Below are 14,803 nucleotides of genomic sequence, written 5' to 3' on the forward strand. Positions count from 1 at the left end.
GAGCCAGCCATGCTACAGGTTAACAAACTGAATCAGTATTACGGCGGTAGTCATATCCTGCGCGGCGTGAGCTTCGAGGCGCATACCGGAGAGGTGACCTGCCTGCTGGGGCGTAACGGGGTGGGGAAAACCACCTTGCTGAAATGCCTGATGGGGTTGGTGCCCGCCCGCACTGGCGAGGTGTTCTGGCAGGGTAAAAAGATCACCAAAGCCTCGCCGCACCAGCGGGTACAGGCCGGGGTGGCCTATGTGCCGCAGGGACGGGAGATCTTCCCCCGTCTGACGGTGGAAGAGAACCTGCTGCTGGGGTTATCGCGCTTTCCGGCGCGTGAAGCGAAGCGGGTGCCAGACGATATCTGGCAGCTTTTCCCCGTTCTGCAGGAGATGAAACACCGCCGCGGCGGCGATCTCTCCGGCGGACAGCAGCAGCAGCTGGCCATTGGCCGGGCGCTGGCCAGTCGGCCGCAGTTACTTATTCTGGATGAACCTACCGAAGGCATTCAGCCTTCGGTGATCAAAGAGATTGGCCAGGTGATCCGCGAGCTGGCGAATCGGGGAGATATGGCCATTTTACTGGTCGAGCAGTTTTATGATTTTGCCGCCGGGCTGGCGGACAGTTATCTGCTGATGTCGCGGGGGAGCATCATTCAGCGTGGCCGCGGCGAGAATATGGAGCAGGAGGGGGTACGCGGTCTGGTCGCCATTTAAAGGGCGTTGCGCTTAGTGATGTTATATTATAACATCCTTACTCTTTACAACGGAGTGAGGACATAAGAGTGGCTGGACAGATTGGTAAACTTGCAATGACTTTGGGGGCGCTGTTAATGGGTGGGCAGGCCTGGGCCCATTCACACGGTCATCAGATGACCGAAGCGGAACAGAAAGCGGCGAACGGCGTATTTGACGATAAAGATGTGCAAGAGCGCCCGCTCTCCAACTGGGACGGCGTCTGGCAGTCGGTCTATCCGTTCCTGCTGAGCGGTGATTTAGACCCGGTATTCAAAAAGAAAGCGGAAAAAGAGAAGAGCAAATCTTTTGACGAGATTAAAGCCTATTACCGCACGGGTTATGCCACCGACGTAGAGACCATCGGAATTGAAAACAACGTGATGGAGTTCCACACCGGCAAGAACGTGAGCCGCTGTGAATACGTCTCTAACGGTTATAAAATCCTGACCTACGCTTCAGGTAAGAAGGGAGTGCGTTATCTGTTCGAGTGTAAGGATGCCAGCAGCAAGGCGCCAAAGTTCGTTCAGTTCAGTGACCACACCATTGGCCCGCGTCAGTCAGCCCATTTCCATATCTTTATGGGCAACACCTCGCATGAAGCGCTGCTGAAAGAGATGGATAACTGGCCAACCTACTATCCGAACGAGATGTACAAAGAGCAGGTGGTTGACGAGATGCTGCACCACTAATTTCTACAAGGCGAGGGGATCCTCGCCTCTGTTTTATACGGTCTCAGGAACGTCCCCCTGCCACGCCTTCACATTCATCCCTCGCAGGATCATCAGCCAGGCAATAACGATCGCCACCATCATGATGGCAAACAGCGACCAGTGCGGCAGATGGGTGAGGATAATTCCGGTGATCATGGGGTTAAAGGCTGCGCCCAGCCAGCCCAGCGCCTGTGCGGAAAAGTAGCTGGCCTTCATCCCCGGCGGCGCGATATTGTCGATCAACATATATTCCCCCGGGGCATAGATAATCTCGCCGACGGTAAAGATCGCCGCTGCCACGCCCCAGTAAATCAGGTTATTGCCCGACACCATAAAGCCTGCCAGCCCCAGCACGAAAAAGAGCGTCCCCAGAGTCATTAGTGGGCGGATATTTTTACCCGTCAGCTTACGGCCAATCAGGTATTGCAAAGAGACCACCATCGCCGCGTTGACCGGCAGGACCACCGCCACCACCTGTTGGGCAAAGTCGCTGTCGTAATCGGCGGCCAGGACGTACTGAGAGATACAGCTGGCGAAGGAGCCGCCCACGTAGGAGGCGAGCAGACCAGAGAGGGTATACCAGAACAGCGCCCGGTCTTTCAGCAGTATTGAAGGCTGCCAGGCGACGGGCGCGGATTCGCTGGCAGCGGCTTCGACACGCTGCACCCATAGCTGGATAAAGACCAGCGGCAGCGCAGCGCAGAGCGCCGCCAGCCAGAAGGGCAGTTGCAGGCTGTACATCACCAGCAGGGTGCCAATCGGCGGGCCGATGGTCCAGCCGATGTTGAGAAAGCTGTAATTGAGCGAGAAAATTTTCGCCTTTTGGCCTGGGGTAAGCACATCGGAAAACCAGGCTTTCAGCACGGTGGCGAAGACCGAGTAGGCGCAGTTAATCAGGGCAAAGAAGAGCACCACCAGGGTGACATTATCCACCAGCGGAATGGCGATAAAGCCAAAGATAAAAGCCGTAATGGAGACCAGCATATAGCGCTTTTTATCGAACTTATCCGCGAGGATGCCAAACCCCATACTGAACACCACGCCGATCGTCAGGGCCACCGTCAGCGCATAACCGATATTCTCCACGCTCATCGCATAGACGCGGGTGAGGTAGATGGTCATGAAAGGTAAGGTCGCGCCGCGTCCAATTGTTAATAACAATGACGAAGCCAGCAGCGCTGCGGTTGAGCGCCTGAGTGATGGTTTCATTATTCCTGCCCGACAATTGCTTATGATTATTTTGTTGTGTCTTATCAGGATTAACACGGCATAAGCGGCTTGTATAGCACCTAATTTATCCCTAAGTGCTTCGCCTGACTGCCAGAATTAATGATCTGTTCTTCACGCTTTTTTTTCGCTACTTTGGTTCTCTTTACAAAAATTTAATAAACAGGGGCAGAGTATGACGCGTAAAGACGGGCTACTGGCGTTACTGGTGGTGGTCGTATGGGGGCTCAATTTTGTGGTCATCAAAGTTGGGCTGCACAATATGCCGCCCCTGATGCTGGCCGGGCTGCGTTTTCTGCTGGTGGCCTTTCCCGCGCTCTTTTTTGTCGCCCGCCCGCAGGTGCCGTTTCGTCTGCTGCTGGGCTACGGCCTGACCATCAGCTTTGGACAGTTCGCCTTCCTCTTTTGCGCGATTAACTTCGGTATGCCAGCCGGACTCGCCTCGCTGGTCCTTCAGGCCCAGGCTTTCTTCACCATCATTCTGGGGGCCGTAACCTTTGGCGAACGGCTGCAGGGCAAACAGCTGGCAGGGATCACGCTCGCGGTCTTTGGCGTACTGGTACTGGTAGAGTCCAGCCTGAATGGCCAGCACGTAGCGTTACTGGGCTTTATGCTCACCCTGGCGGCCGCCTTTAGCTGGGCCTGCGGAAACATTTTCAATAAAAAAATCATGCTGCTGGCGTCGCGCCCGCCGGTGATGTCGCTGGTGGTATGGAGTGCGCTGATCCCCATTCTGCCCTTTATGGTGGCCTCCTGGCTGCTGGATGGCCCACAGGCGATGCTGCAAAGTCTGGTGAATATCGATCTCACCACCATTTTATCGCTGGTCTACCTGGCGTTTGTCGCCACCATTGTCGGATACGGCATCTGGGGAACGCTGCTGGGACGTTATGAGACCTGGCGTGTGGCACCGCTGTCGCTGCTGGTTCCTGTGGTAGGGCTGGCCTCTGCGGCGCTGCTGCTGGACGAGAAGCTGAGTGCACTGCAGCTGCTCGGGGCGGTACTGATTATGGCGGGGCTTTATATCAACGTCTTTGGGTTTCGCTTTCGCCGGGCGGCGCAGGTAAGGGGCTAAAAAAAGCCCCGCAAGCGCGGGGCAAATACGAATTACAGGTCGTGGTTGTAGTACGGCACGCCTAATTCGTCGGATTTATCGCTGCCAGCGCCCATATGGTTAAAATCGAACGGCGACTGGTCATGTGCAGAAGGCAGGATCATCGCATCGCGATTATTCTGCTGCACAGCGCGGGGAGTTTGCTCCGCAAAGCTCTGGCCGGAGACCAGCACCAACAGGGTGAGGGCGGCGGAGATAAACAATTTCATGATTTCCTCGATACGTCTTGAAAGGCGATTAACAACTACAGTGGTTTAGCGGCATCAAATAACGAGACTCACCGTGCATGTTGGTGATGCGATACTTGTGCGGCGGCACGTCGAAATAGTTTTTAAACGTGCGGGTCAGGGTCTGTTGCGATTCAAACCCATAACGCTCCGCCAGATACAAAATCGGCTCGTTGCTCTCTTTCAGCTTCTGGGCGATTTCCGTTAACTTGCGGCTGCGGATGTATTGACCTAATGAATGGCCTGTCTCTTTTTTAAACATCCGTTGCAGGTGCCACTTGGAATAACCTGAACGCTCAGACACCTTCTCAAGTGAGAGCGGCGATTCCAGGTTATCTTCGATCCAGTCCAAAATGCTATGAATTGTAATAGCGTCAGTATTGCGTCTGGACATCGTCATACCTCTTTCTGTTTACGGCAGGATTTTCTTAAGCAAATGCTCAAGAGTTGCCACTTCATCCGCCGTTAAGTTTTTTGTTAGTTCCTGGTGTAATTCTTGCCCTACTAATTGATGACATTGCTCACACATTGCTGCGCCGTCGCTGGTCAACTGCACCAGTACGCCGCGTTTGTCATTCGGGTTAGGGCGTCTTTCAATCCATCCTTTGCAGACCAGTCGATCCATCATGCGCGTCAGGGCGCCAAGATCGACGGATAAGACCTTTTTGAGCTCAACCGGCGTGATACACCCTTCGCAACGCACAGAACAAAGGACTTTGAACTGGGTGGCAGTGATGTCCAGCGGCGACAAATAGTCATTGAGCAAGCGGTCTTTTTTTTGGTTAACCATATAGATAAGGCGACCCAGTGGGATAATTTCGTTGAAGAGATCACTGGTGCTTTTCACAATGGTTGCCCTGGCAAGTAGTTTAATCACGGCAGATATTATTGCTCAGGCAAGTATAAGTCAACTGAATGTATTCCCCGATGCCACGATTTGCTAAAACGTTTCATGAACTTTTTTTTAGCTTTTTCAAATCAATTACATAACTGAAGATTATTTATCACCGGGCGTAAAGAGTCAGAATTGGCGCGCCGTAGCCTAAACCCGCTTTAACACCGTATACTTCCTGAGTTGATGAATGGAAAAGGATGACACGCACTATGGTAGAGCTCTTACAAGCCATCGGTCTTGGGCTGGTGGTCCTGCTGCCGCTGGCAAACCCGTTAACGACCGTGGCGCTCTTTCTCGGTCTTGCGGGGGACATGAACAGCGCGGAACGTAACCAACAGTCTCTGATGGCCTCGGTTTACGTCTTTGCAATCATGATGGTGGCTTACTACGCCGGACAGCTGGTGATGAACACCTTTGGGATCTCGATTCCTGGCCTGCGTATCGCCGGGGGCCTGATTGTGGCCTTTATCGGTTTCCGTATGCTCTTTCCGGCGCAAAAAGCGCACGAAAGCCCGGAGGCAAGAAGCAAATCGGAAGAGCTGGAGGATAAACCTGGTGCGAATATCGCCTTTGTTCCCCTGGCGATGCCCAGTACGGCCGGGCCGGGTACCATCGCGATGATCATCAGTTCCGCCTCCACCGTGCGCGATAATACAACCTTTCCTGACTGGGTCATCATGGTGGCCCCACCGCTGATCTTTGCGCTGGTAGGCGTCATTTTATGGGCCAGCCTGCGCAGCTCGGGCGCCATTATGCGCTGGGTAGGTAAGGGCGGGATCGAGGCTATCTCGCGGCTGATGGGCTTCCTGCTGGTCTGTATGGGCGTGCAGTTCATCATTAATGGCGTGCTGGAAATTATTAAGACCTATCACTAATAAAAAAGGGTGGCTTGAGCCACCCTTTTTTTATCCGTGTTGCGGCCGCTCTTCCAGCGACACCGGCCACTTACGAAACACCAGCACTGACCAGATTAACGCCACCAGCGCCGGTATCGCCCCCAGGTAACCGATAGCGGACATCGAAAGATGCAGGCTGATTTGATTTCCAACCAGCGCGCCCGCACCAATGCCGATGTTAAAAATGCCGGAGAAGAGCGACATCGCCACGTCGGTGGCATCTGGCGCCAGCGCCAGCACTTTAACCTGCATGCCCAGGCCGATAATCATGATCGCCACGCCCCAGAAGATGCTCAGAATGGCAAGGTTCGACTCGCTCCCCGACGCCGGTAGCAGCAACAGCAGACACGCCAGCAGCAGGCCAATCGCGCCGCTAACCAGTAACGAGGCGTGGCGATTACCCAGCTTGCCAAACAACACACTGCCAACAATGCCCGCGCTACCCAATATCAGCAGCAGAACTGTGGCAAATCTGGCGCTAAAGCCGGCAACCGTCTGCACAAAAGGTTCGATGTAGCTATAAGCCGTGTAGTGGGCGGTCACCACGACAACGGTCAGCAAATAGATGCTCATCAGCGCCGGGCGACGGAAAAGCAGGGGCAGGCTTTTCAGCGAGCCAGAGTGTTCGCTCGGCAGTTTTGGGAGTAATTTAATCAGACACAGCAGGGTGATCAGCGCGCCCATTCCGATGACAAAAAACGTGGTGCGCCAGCCAAAATATTGTCCTACGAGGCGGCCAATCGGCAGCCCAAGCACCATGGCCAACGCGGTGCCCGTTGCCAGCAGGCTCAACGCCTGAGCGCGTTTGCCCGCCGGGGCCAGACGAATGGCCAGCGAGGCGGTGATCGACCAGAAGATGGCATGAGCAAAGGCGATACCGATGCGGCTCACCACCAGCACGGTGAAATTCCACGCCAGAAACGACAGCACGTGACTGGCAATGAACAACACAAAAAGTGCAATCAGCAATTTACGCCGCTCCACCTGACTGGTGAGCAACATAAAGGGTAACGACATCATTGCCACCACCCACGCATAGATGGTCAGCATGATCCCGACCTGCGCGGTTTCCATGCCAAAGCTGCTGGCAATGTCGGAGAGCAGGCCAACGGGCACAAATTCGGTGGTGTTAAATATAAACGCTGCAATCGCAAGCGTAACCACCCGTAGCCACGCGACCCTGCGGGAATCAGTGTTGATTGTCATAATTTGTCTGGGAATCGTTACGTAAAGAAGAGGAGGCGATCTTAAAACCATCGCTGGTGAAAAGACAATCATTTTGTGACGTAGATCTCAAAATCACCGTTAGAGAAAGGGTGGTGAAATCGGACAATTTGCATGAATATAGGATGCAACATCACATTAACAACCGGAAAAGCGATGCAGAAATATGATTATTATCTGGTAGATGCGTTCAGCGACGGCCCATTTAGCGGTAATCCTGCGGCGGTCTGTCCGCTACCAGACTGGCTGCCGGACGATACGCTCCTCAGGATGGCGCAAGAGCACAATCAGTCAGAAACGGCCTTCTTTGTCTGTCATAAAGAGGGCATCACGCTGCGCTGGTTTACCACCACCACGGAGGTGAATCTTTGCGGCCATGCGACGCTGGCGACGGCATATGTCCTGTTTAATGAACTGGGTTACCCAGATCCCCGCCTCCATTTTGAGACCGCCTCCGGCACGCTAACGGTGACCCGCGACGGCGACTGGCTCACGCTCGATTTCCCGGCCTGTCCGACAGAGAAGCAAACGCCGCCTCCGCAAATGCTGGCCGCGCTGGGGATTGAGCGCTACGTCGAGGCTCGTAAAGGCCGTGCCTGGGTCGTGGTGCTGGAAAATCGACAGCAGGTGGAAGCCGTCACTCCGAATATCAGCGCTATGATCTCCGGTGAACATAAAGTGTGTATTACCGCCCCGGGCGAGGGCGAGTATGACTTTGTCAGCCGTTTCTTTTCACCGGGCGTCGCACTCTGGGAAGATCCGGTCACCGGCTCGGCGCATACCATGCTTATCCCTTACTGGGCGGACAAGTTGGCTAAGACCACTCTGCTGGCGCGACAAGTCTCAGCCCGGGGCGGTGAGGTACGTTGTCAGTTGAACGGCGATCGCGTCATGATGGGCGGGAAGGCGTCGCTGTATATGAAAGGGCAGCTGTTTATTCGTGAATAACAAAGGGGTAACCCAATGAAAGAAATTGCATTTTATCTGGTCGATGCGTTTAGCGATCGCGCTTTTAGTGGCAACCCTGCTGCCGTCTGTCCGCTTGAAAGCTGGCTGCCGGACGACATCCTGTTAAAGATGGCACAACAGCATAACCAGTCCGAGACGGCCTTTTTTGTCCGCACGGACGCAGGCTTCGAGGTGCGCTGGTTTACCACCCAGGATGAGATTAACCTCTGCGGCCATGCGACGCTTGCCAGCGCGCACGTCATTTTTGAATACCTCGACTACCCGGCAACGGAGATCCTCTTTTCCACCCGCTTTGTTGGCGACCTGAAGGTCTCGCGTAACGGCGACTGGCTCACGCTGGACTTCCCGGCCTGGAGCAGCGACGCGGTCGACAATCCCCCCGCGCTGCTGTTTAGTGCGCTCGGTATTCCGGCGTCCAGCGCGGTGCGGGTCGGGCGTGATTATATGGTCGTGCTGGAAAACCAGCAGCAGGTTGAATCCCTGACCCCGGCTATCGAGGCGCTGAAACCACTAGGTAAAATGGTGTGCGTTACTGCGCCAGGCGATGAAGTGGATTTCGTTAGCCGCTTCTTCTGCCCGGGCGAATCGGTGGCAGAAGACCCGGTCACCGGCTCCGCGCACAGTATGCTGATCCCCTGGTGGAGTGAGCAACTCGGCAAAACCCAAATGACCGCACGTCAGGTTTCCGCTCGCGGCGGCGATCTGCGCTGTGAACTCAAGGGAGACCGCGTGCTGATGAGCGGCCAGGCGGCGCTTTATTTGAAAGGCACGGTGTTTCTTCGTTAACATCCCGCGGGCGGCGTGAAATTCCGCCCGCGTTAAAAGCAGCCAATCCCCCTCCCAACGTTTTCCCGGAAAGCGCCTCGCAGTTTTGAGCATGCCTGTTCGCGTACCTTGTTAATGACCTTAACCCAGCGACGCCCCACCGCAGAGCACCCACTCCTGACCGGTGATCGGGGCCGCTTCCTCACTCAGTAGAAAATTCACCGCAGCGGCCACCTCCTGAGGAAGGATCAGGCGACCCATGGGGGGGACTCTGGGTGGGGAAGAGACGCGTCCGGGGTCGCTAAGCATCGGCGTCTGGGTCGCGCCGGGCGCGACCACATTGGCGGTGATACCCCGTGGCGCCAGTTCCGCCGCCCAACTGCGAATCATCCCTACCAGCGCGGCTTTGGTGGCGACATACTGCGATCGGCCCGCGGCACCCCGGGAGGTCCGGCTGCCGATAACAACCAGCCGTCCACCGGGGCGCATTTGCGGTACAAAGTGGTTAAAAAGCTGCTCGGCAGCATGAACATGCAGGCCCCAGAGCCGGGCGCTGATGGTCGGATCCAGTTCGCCGAGCGGGGCGGCAGCCATCATGCCGGCGGCATGGACGATCGCCTGCGGTACAGGCAGGGTAGCGAGTGCGGCGGCAAGCGCGTCGCTGTCGCTAAGATCCACATTCACGCAGCGATAGTTCGCATGATCCAGGGGTAAACCGCGCCGGCTCAGGCCGATAACCTGCCAGCCTTCATCAAGCAGGCGCTGCACAATGGCTTCGCCGATTCCTGAGCTTGCACCCGTTACGATGGCACTGGGCATGTCACACCTCCAGCAGGGCGCGCGGCACCTTGAATACCGCTTTGCGCACGGTCATGGAATCGTCTAAGGCACATAACGCCTGATGCGGCTCGCCGGGCAGGAAAACTGCAAAAGCACCGGGAGTTAACTTGATGCTGACCGGGAGCGCAGCGCCGGTGGCGATAAAGAGATCCGGTTTGCGCTCTTCATCCTGCGGCTGCGCCAGCGACTGCACACCTGCGTTGATCATCTCGATGCCGGCCAGCATAACCTGAATATCCGCCCACTGGTGATGATACTCCGTATGGCGCTGGGTCTGCGGCTGGGTCTGCGCCGGGCCGATATGGCAAAACCATGCGCAACCTTCCGGCTGCCAGCGACCATCGTCCCGGGCGGCAAGCGCCGCCAGGGTGCAGTCAGCGCGCGTCAGGATGGACAGCAGCGCGGTGGGGAGCCCTGCCAGCGGCAGGGCGTTCAGATGGCCGATGATCACTGTGATGACTCCTTAACCCATTCAGGCGAGACACGCACATATTTGATCGCCTGACGGAAATAGGTGTAAGCGATGTGTAGCGTGCCGTCGGCGCCCTGTTTAATACTGGGGTAGGAGAACTCGCGGTTCAGCTTCTCCAGCGAGTTATTCGTCATGCAGTAGCCATCGCCTTCATCAAGATTGCGCTGCCACGCCCAGCTCTTTCCGCCGTCGGCCGAAATAGCTACCGTCATCGGTGCGCGCGGGGCACCCCAGAAGGCGGTGCGCTCTCCGGTCGCTTCTGGTTCTTTACGGTCATCACCATCGTCGATCTCGTCATACAGTGAGGCGCGACGCTCCAGCGCTCCGGCTGCGCTCATGTGGTTGAACACCAGCGCCAGCTCACCGCTGGCAAGGGTGGTGACCTGGATAGAGGAGTTGTTGTTCGGCAGCGCCGTGGGTTCCGGTACAGACCAGCTTTCGCCCTGATCCTGCGACTGGCTGATATAGATATTATCCGCCCAGCGGCTACGGTAGAGCGCCACCAGATGCCCATTTTTCAGCGGCGTAATGTTCATATGGACGCAGCCCAGACTTTGCGGCACCTCGACATCGCGCCAGCTTTTCCCCCGATCGGCAGAGATTTTCACCGCGCTAATATCATCGTTTCCGACCCATTTCTCGCCCGGTCGGGTGCGGCAATAGAAGACTGGCAGCAGCCAGTTACCGTTTTCGAGAACGGTGATGGGCTGGCGGATAAAGGTACCCGGTTTATCCAGCAGAGTAGCAATCTCACCCCAGGTTTGGCCAAGATCACGAGACTGGCGGTAACGCACGATGGCGGTATCCTGGTTGCCGGAGATCTGCGCGGTCCACAGCAGCCACAGTACGTTGTCCGGCGCGAGGAATAGCACCGGGTTCTGCTCGGAGCGGCTGGCATCGTCAGAGAGCTTTACCGCCTCGCTCCACTGGTTGCTACCGGGAGCCAGGCGTGACCCCCATACAGAAATATCAGCAATCCCTTCCTGGGTGCCGCCGAACCAGACGCACATCAGCGTGCCATCCGGCAGGGGCAGCAGGTTGGCGGCATGGTTCTGCGGACAGGAAGAGGGCAGCATGGCCGTTTCCACGCGGGCATCCTGCGGCAGCGGGCGAACAATCCCGTCACGGGTTACGGTTACAGACATATCAGACTCCATTATGTTGAACAGGGGCAGGCGCTTTGCGATCCGCTTTATTGGGGATCAAACGGTCGAGAACCATAATCACCGCCGGGGTGACCAGCGCAATATACATATTGTTAATCCCAAACGGATCGCCCAGCAGATACCAGACCGAGGTGACTACGCAGGCGCCAATCAGCCCGGCATTCGCCCCGCGGGCGCTCTTAAAGAACGGGGCGTAGAAGGCGATGATGGCCACAACCGTAATCGACAAACGAATAGCGCGAGTAAAGAACGACAGTTTCAGGACTTCCGGGACCAGCAGCACAAAGATTAACGGCAGGAAGCCAATCAACAACGACAGCCAGCGGGTCGCTTTAAACTCCTGCTCCGGGGTCGGGTTGCGGTAGGGCACGTAGAAATCTTTCACCACCAGCGAGGCGATAGCGAGCGCCACGGTGCTGACGCTGACAAAGATGGAGGCAACAAGTGACGTTGTCACCAGTCCCGCCAGCCACGGATTCATGTCCTGCAGGAAGATAGGCATTGCGTACAGGCTGTTAATCTCCGGATGCAGGTACTTCGCCGCCACGCCAATTACCGCAATCGCCAGCGCGATGGGCAGGCAGAAGAAGAAGGCGATCCAGGTGGAACGTTTAGCTGACTTCACATCTTTCGTGGAGGAAATGGCCTGAATCACGAACTGGGTACAGAAAATGGAGCCGATGGTGCCAATCAGCCAGGCGACAATGGTGCTGGCGCCGATATTGCCGTCCCAGGTCCAGTAGTAAGATGGCATCTGTTCAATCATGGGGGTAAAGCCGCCGGTTTTAGACAAGGCGAAGCCCATAATCACCAGGATACCGAAATACTTCAGGGCGCTGTGCAGCAGGGTCACCCACGCCACCCCCTTCATGCCGCCAAAAGCGAAATAGAAGGTACTGACGATGGCGGTGATAAAGGCGGCAACAGGCAAGTTCACCTTCAGTACCGTCGAAATCGCCGCCGCGCCGCTCACGTAGTTACCCACGTTCACCAGCAGCAGGGCGTAGATCATAATGATGGAGATAATGTTTTTGGTGCTGGTGCCGTATTTTTCGGCAATCGCCCCGGAGATGGTGATCTTGCCGGTGCTGTAGATGCGTTTCACCAGCAGCAGCCCAAACAGCGGGAAGCCGATAGCCGCGCCGATGACTGACCAGGAGGCGGCAAAGCCATCTTCAAACGCCGCCTGTGCGGTACCGATCGTGGATTTCGCACCAATGTATTCCGACATCAGCAGGATCCCGACGATAAACGCCGGCATCGCGCGCGAGCCTTCCATAAAATCACCGGTGTTTTTACTGCGTAACCGGAACGTCAGCCAGGTAGTAAACAGAATGTAGACAATCACAATGCCTACGATGATGAGGGTATCTTCAGCGGTAAAGTTGTTCATCTTAGCCTCTCTTCAGGGCGTATGAATCCTGGGCGCAGAGGGCACCCGAATTCTTATGGACGAAAGCAAACGCCGGTTACTGCAGTGACTTCGTCACTATCTGGCGGATCTGGTCTGTTTGTTGCGCATCGAAAGCCACCGCGTAGCGGCTCTCTCCCACCTCTTCACCCATGACCTGCAGCGCTTTTTTCACGGCCGCAGGCGAAAAAGCGACGCTGTACAGTCGGGTACGTAGATCGGTCACGCTCTCCTGGGCCTGCCGCGAGCCCGCGATATCCCCGGCACGAAAACGCGCCCAGATGGCATTGATCTCGTTCGGCGCCACGTTCGCCAGGCCAGAAATACAGGCGGAGCATCCCTCAACAAAGCCCTGATGAATGAGCGAATCCGGGCCATTCAGCACGTCAAAACCGTCAATATCTTCAACGGCTTTCAGAAAACCGCTCAGGCTCTCATGGCTCCCCGCGCTGTCTTTAATGCCGATAATATTGGGGTGAGCGGCCAGCGCCCGGGCCGTCTCAGGCGCGATGGTGTTGCCGGTTCGCGCCGGGATGTTGTAGAGGAACACCGGTACGTTCAGCGCATCGGCAATGGTGGTGTAGTGGGCGATCAATTCAGCCTGGGTGAGTGGAACGAACCACGGGGTGATAACGGAGACCGCGTCCACCCCCAGCGCCTCGACCTGTTTACCCAGACGAATCGTTGCCCGGGGCGAAATTTCGCCAATATGTGCCACCACCGGTGCGCGCCCGGCCACCTCTTCCACGCAGGTGCGGGTGACGGCCACTTTTTCCTCTTCGGTCAGCACAAAGAACTCTCCGTTAGTACCGCCACAAAAGATGCCGTTGCCCGCCGCCAGCTGACGCTGGATCTGACGTTTTAGTCCCGGCAGGTGCAGCGCCCCGTCGTCGGTGAAGGGGGTGACGATCGCCGTCAGCACGCCCTCAATGTTGTTACGCATTACACACTCCTTTGAAGTTAACTGGCTGGAAACAGAGTCTGATAAATACCTGCGACCTCGGCATGGCTGACCTGGCGCGGGGCATTATTCATCAGACGTTTTACGTTCAGGGCGGCATCGCTCAGAGAGGCGATGTCATCGCGCGGGACCCCCAACGTTTCGAGGTTGTCGGGTAAATTCAGGCGACGTACCAGGGCGGCGAAGTAGTCCACCAGCGCGTGCGACTTCTCTTCCATCGACAGGGAGGTGTCGGCGCCGGGCACCAGATCCCACACTTGCGCAAATTTCTCAACGGCATCCGGACGAACCACGCGCATGCAGGGGGCCAGCAAAATGGCATTCGCCACGCCATGGGGCAGATGGTACGTCCCACCCAGAGGATAAGAGAGGGCATGAACCAGATGGGTGCCCGCATGGGCAATGGCGACGCCGCCGTAGTAAGAGGCCCACAACATCTCCAGCTTCGCGGCAAGGTTGTGCGGCTCGGCGCAGGCGGTTTCAATGTTGTTCAACAATTTGCGCAGCCCCGTCAGCGCCGCGTTATTGCTTACCGGGTTGGCCACGGTTGCGGTGAAACACTCAATCAGATGGCAGAGGGCATCAATACTCGTTGAAGAGGCAATATGCGGCGGCATGCTGGTCGTTAACTCCGGCAGCAGCGCGACATAATCTGGCAGCAGCACGGGGGAAATGATGCCAACCTTGGTGCTCTGCTCGGGAATCGCGAGAATCGCGTTTGGCGTTGCCTCGGAACCGGTGCCGGCGCTGGCCGGAATCAGCAACGAGGGGAGGCGAACCTGCGGTTTTTCGCCTGCCAGCAGGGCATCCAGCCCAGGGGAGTGGGGATGACACAGCACCGAAAGCAGTTTGGCCACATCCAGTACGCTGCCGCCACCTACGCCGACCACCAGATCGAAGGCGGTCTCTTTTGTTTCAGCCAGCAGGGCGCGCACGTCGTGGCTGGTGGGCTCCGGTGGCACACTGTCAATCACGCTGAGCTGGCGGCCATCGGCCTCCAGCAGGCTGCGGATGGCGCGGGCGGCGTCGAGACGGGCGATATTGCCGTCGGTGACCAGTAATAGACGCGTTTTACCTGCCAGCAGGGGGGCAATAGCGGGGATAGCGCCCGCGCCGCTGATGATCGTACTGTTGATGGTTAACACATGAATCTCCTGTTGCTGTGTCTGTGATTGATTTCGCTCATTAAAAGGCAAT

General features: G+C 56.7%; 17 protein-coding genes. 6 read left to right on the top strand and 11 right to left on the bottom strand.

The window, feature by feature from the left end; genetic code table 11:
• Positions 1 to 9: 9 nt before the first annotated feature.
• Positions 10 to 708: an urea ABC transporter ATP-binding subunit UrtE gene (gene urtE, locus B2Q93_RS01995; protein ID WP_286931681.1), complete on the top strand. Its 699-nt coding sequence runs from the start codon at positions 10 to 12 to the stop codon at positions 706 to 708.
• Positions 709 to 776: 68 nt separating this feature from the next.
• A complete protein-coding gene (zinT, locus tag B2Q93_RS02000) occupies positions 777 to 1,418 on the top strand; it encodes a metal-binding protein ZinT (protein WP_207291779.1) in 642 nt (213 codons plus the stop codon).
• A gap of 33 nt (positions 1,419 to 1,451) precedes the next feature.
• Here the strand turns inward: zinT and ydeE are convergent, their stop codons facing one another.
• Complete coding sequence (gene ydeE, locus B2Q93_RS02005; RefSeq protein ID WP_040075762.1) at positions 1,452 to 2,648, bottom strand: efflux MFS transporter YdeE; 1,197 nt, start codon at positions 2,646 to 2,648, stop codon at positions 1,452 to 1,454.
• A gap of 193 nt (positions 2,649 to 2,841) precedes the next feature.
• Between ydeE and eamA the strand changes: the two genes are divergently transcribed.
• Positions 2,842 to 3,741 carry an O-acetylserine/cysteine exporter gene (gene eamA, locus B2Q93_RS02010; RefSeq protein ID WP_046885599.1) on the top strand — a complete coding sequence of 300 codons (900 nt, stop codon included), beginning with the start codon at positions 2,842 to 2,844 and terminating at the stop codon, positions 3,739 to 3,741.
• Positions 3,742 to 3,773: 32 nt separating this feature from the next.
• Here eamA and marB read toward each other — a convergent pair whose 3' ends face one another.
• Genes marB through marR form a run of 3 tightly spaced genes read right to left on the bottom strand, consistent with a single transcriptional unit; the run spans position 3,774 to position 4,854 of the window.
• Entirely contained in the window at positions 3,774 to 3,989 is a 216-nt protein-coding gene (marB, locus tag B2Q93_RS02015) for a multiple antibiotic resistance protein MarB (protein WP_046885600.1), read from the bottom strand.
• Between the two features lie 28 nt (positions 3,990 to 4,017).
• A complete protein-coding gene (gene marA / locus B2Q93_RS02020; RefSeq protein WP_154298843.1) occupies positions 4,018 to 4,401 on the bottom strand; it encodes an MDR efflux pump AcrAB transcriptional activator MarA in 384 nt (127 codons plus the stop codon).
• Positions 4,402 to 4,419: 18 nt separating this feature from the next.
• A complete protein-coding gene (marR, locus tag B2Q93_RS02025) occupies positions 4,420 to 4,854 on the bottom strand; it encodes a multiple antibiotic resistance transcriptional regulator MarR (protein WP_046885601.1) in 435 nt (144 codons plus the stop codon).
• 257 nt (positions 4,855 to 5,111) lie between these two features.
• Here marR and B2Q93_RS02030 point away from each other — a divergent pair, with 257 nt between their 5' ends.
• On the top strand, positions 5,112 to 5,777 hold the full coding sequence (locus tag B2Q93_RS02030) for a MarC family NAAT transporter (protein WP_286781914.1): 666 nt from the start codon (positions 5,112 to 5,114) through the stop codon (positions 5,775 to 5,777).
• Positions 5,778 to 5,807: 30 nt separating this feature from the next.
• On the opposite strand, the gene B2Q93_RS02035 is transcribed toward B2Q93_RS02030, so the two are convergent.
• Positions 5,808 to 7,004, bottom strand: a complete 1,197-nt coding sequence (locus B2Q93_RS02035; RefSeq protein WP_207291777.1) for a sugar transporter — start codon at positions 7,002 to 7,004, stop codon at positions 5,808 to 5,810.
• Positions 7,005 to 7,178: 174 nt separating this feature from the next.
• On the opposite strand from B2Q93_RS02035, the gene B2Q93_RS02040 reads away from it, so the two are divergent.
• Positions 7,179 to 7,970: a PhzF family phenazine biosynthesis protein gene (locus B2Q93_RS02040; RefSeq protein ID WP_286931682.1), complete on the top strand. Its 792-nt coding sequence runs from the start codon at positions 7,179 to 7,181 to the stop codon at positions 7,968 to 7,970.
• 15 nt (positions 7,971 to 7,985) lie between these two features.
• Positions 7,986 to 8,777 (top strand): PhzF family phenazine biosynthesis protein, encoded by a 792-nt coding sequence (locus tag B2Q93_RS02045; protein WP_286931683.1) that lies wholly within the window; start codon positions 7,986 to 7,988, stop codon positions 8,775 to 8,777.
• Between the two features lie 120 nt (positions 8,778 to 8,897).
• Here the strand turns inward: B2Q93_RS02045 and B2Q93_RS02050 are convergent, their stop codons facing one another.
• The 6 genes from B2Q93_RS02050 to B2Q93_RS02075 form a co-directional block, all read right to left on the bottom strand.
• Positions 8,898 to 9,575, bottom strand: coding sequence for an SDR family NAD(P)-dependent oxidoreductase (locus tag B2Q93_RS02050; protein ID WP_286931684.1), 678 nt, complete (start codon positions 9,573 to 9,575; stop codon positions 8,898 to 8,900).
• Position 9,576: 1 nt separating this feature from the next.
• Positions 9,577 to 10,047: a YhcH/YjgK/YiaL family protein gene (locus B2Q93_RS02055; protein WP_286931685.1), complete on the bottom strand. Its 471-nt coding sequence runs from the start codon at positions 10,045 to 10,047 to the stop codon at positions 9,577 to 9,579.
• Entirely contained in the window at positions 10,044 to 11,213 is a 1,170-nt protein-coding gene (locus B2Q93_RS02060; RefSeq protein ID WP_286931686.1) for a sialidase family protein, read from the bottom strand. Before B2Q93_RS02060 ends, B2Q93_RS02055 begins: the two co-directional genes overlap by 4 nt.
• 1 nt (position 11,214) lies before the next feature.
• A complete protein-coding gene (locus B2Q93_RS02065) occupies positions 11,215 to 12,627 on the bottom strand; it encodes a sodium:solute symporter family protein (RefSeq protein ID WP_040075745.1) in 1,413 nt (470 codons plus the stop codon).
• A gap of 76 nt (positions 12,628 to 12,703) precedes the next feature.
• Positions 12,704 to 13,588, bottom strand: coding sequence for a dihydrodipicolinate synthase family protein (locus B2Q93_RS02070; RefSeq protein ID WP_286931687.1), 885 nt, complete (start codon positions 13,586 to 13,588; stop codon positions 12,704 to 12,706).
• Between the two features lie 17 nt (positions 13,589 to 13,605).
• A complete protein-coding gene (locus tag B2Q93_RS02075) occupies positions 13,606 to 14,751 on the bottom strand; it encodes an iron-containing alcohol dehydrogenase (RefSeq protein ID WP_286931688.1) in 1,146 nt (381 codons plus the stop codon).
• Between the last annotated feature and the right edge of the window lie 52 nt (positions 14,752 to 14,803).

Source organism: Leclercia sp. UBA5958 (assembly GCF_002430365.1).
In the GTDB taxonomy this organism is placed as follows: Bacteria; Pseudomonadota; Gammaproteobacteria; order Enterobacterales; family Enterobacteriaceae; genus Enterobacter; species Enterobacter pneumoniae.

Bases quoted from the DNA above. Each gene is read 5' to 3' on its own strand.
- urtE (WP_286931681.1), top strand. From the start codon at position 10: ATGCTACAGGTTAACAAACTGAATCAGTATTACGGCGGTAGTCATATC.
- ydeE (WP_040075762.1), bottom strand. From the start codon at position 2,648: ATGAAACCATCACTCAGGCGCTCAACCGCAGCGCTGCTGGCTTCGTCA.
- eamA (WP_046885599.1), top strand. From the start codon at position 2,842: ATGACGCGTAAAGACGGGCTACTGGCGTTACTGGTGGTGGTCGTATGG.
- marB (WP_046885600.1), bottom strand. From the start codon at position 3,989: ATGAAATTGTTTATCTCCGCCGCCCTCACCCTGTTGGTGCTGGTCTCC.
- marA (WP_154298843.1), bottom strand. From the start codon at position 4,401: ATGTCCAGACGCAATACTGACGCTATTACAATTCATAGCATTTTGGAC.
- B2Q93_RS02030 (WP_286781914.1), top strand. From the start codon at position 5,112: ATGGTAGAGCTCTTACAAGCCATCGGTCTTGGGCTGGTGGTCCTGCTG.
- B2Q93_RS02035 (WP_207291777.1), bottom strand. From the start codon at position 7,004: ATGACAATCAACACTGATTCCCGCAGGGTCGCGTGGCTACGGGTGGTT.
- B2Q93_RS02040 (WP_286931682.1), top strand. From the start codon at position 7,179: ATGCAGAAATATGATTATTATCTGGTAGATGCGTTCAGCGACGGCCCA.
- B2Q93_RS02045 (WP_286931683.1), top strand. From the start codon at position 7,986: ATGAAAGAAATTGCATTTTATCTGGTCGATGCGTTTAGCGATCGCGCT.
- B2Q93_RS02050 (WP_286931684.1), bottom strand. From the start codon at position 9,575: ATGCCCAGTGCCATCGTAACGGGTGCAAGCTCAGGAATCGGCGAAGCC.
- B2Q93_RS02060 (WP_286931686.1), bottom strand. From the start codon at position 11,213: ATGTCTGTAACCGTAACCCGTGACGGGATTGTTCGCCCGCTGCCGCAG.
- B2Q93_RS02065 (WP_040075745.1), bottom strand. From the start codon at position 12,627: ATGAACAACTTTACCGCTGAAGATACCCTCATCATCGTAGGCATTGTG.
- B2Q93_RS02070 (WP_286931687.1), bottom strand. From the start codon at position 13,588: ATGCGTAACAACATTGAGGGCGTGCTGACGGCGATCGTCACCCCCTTC.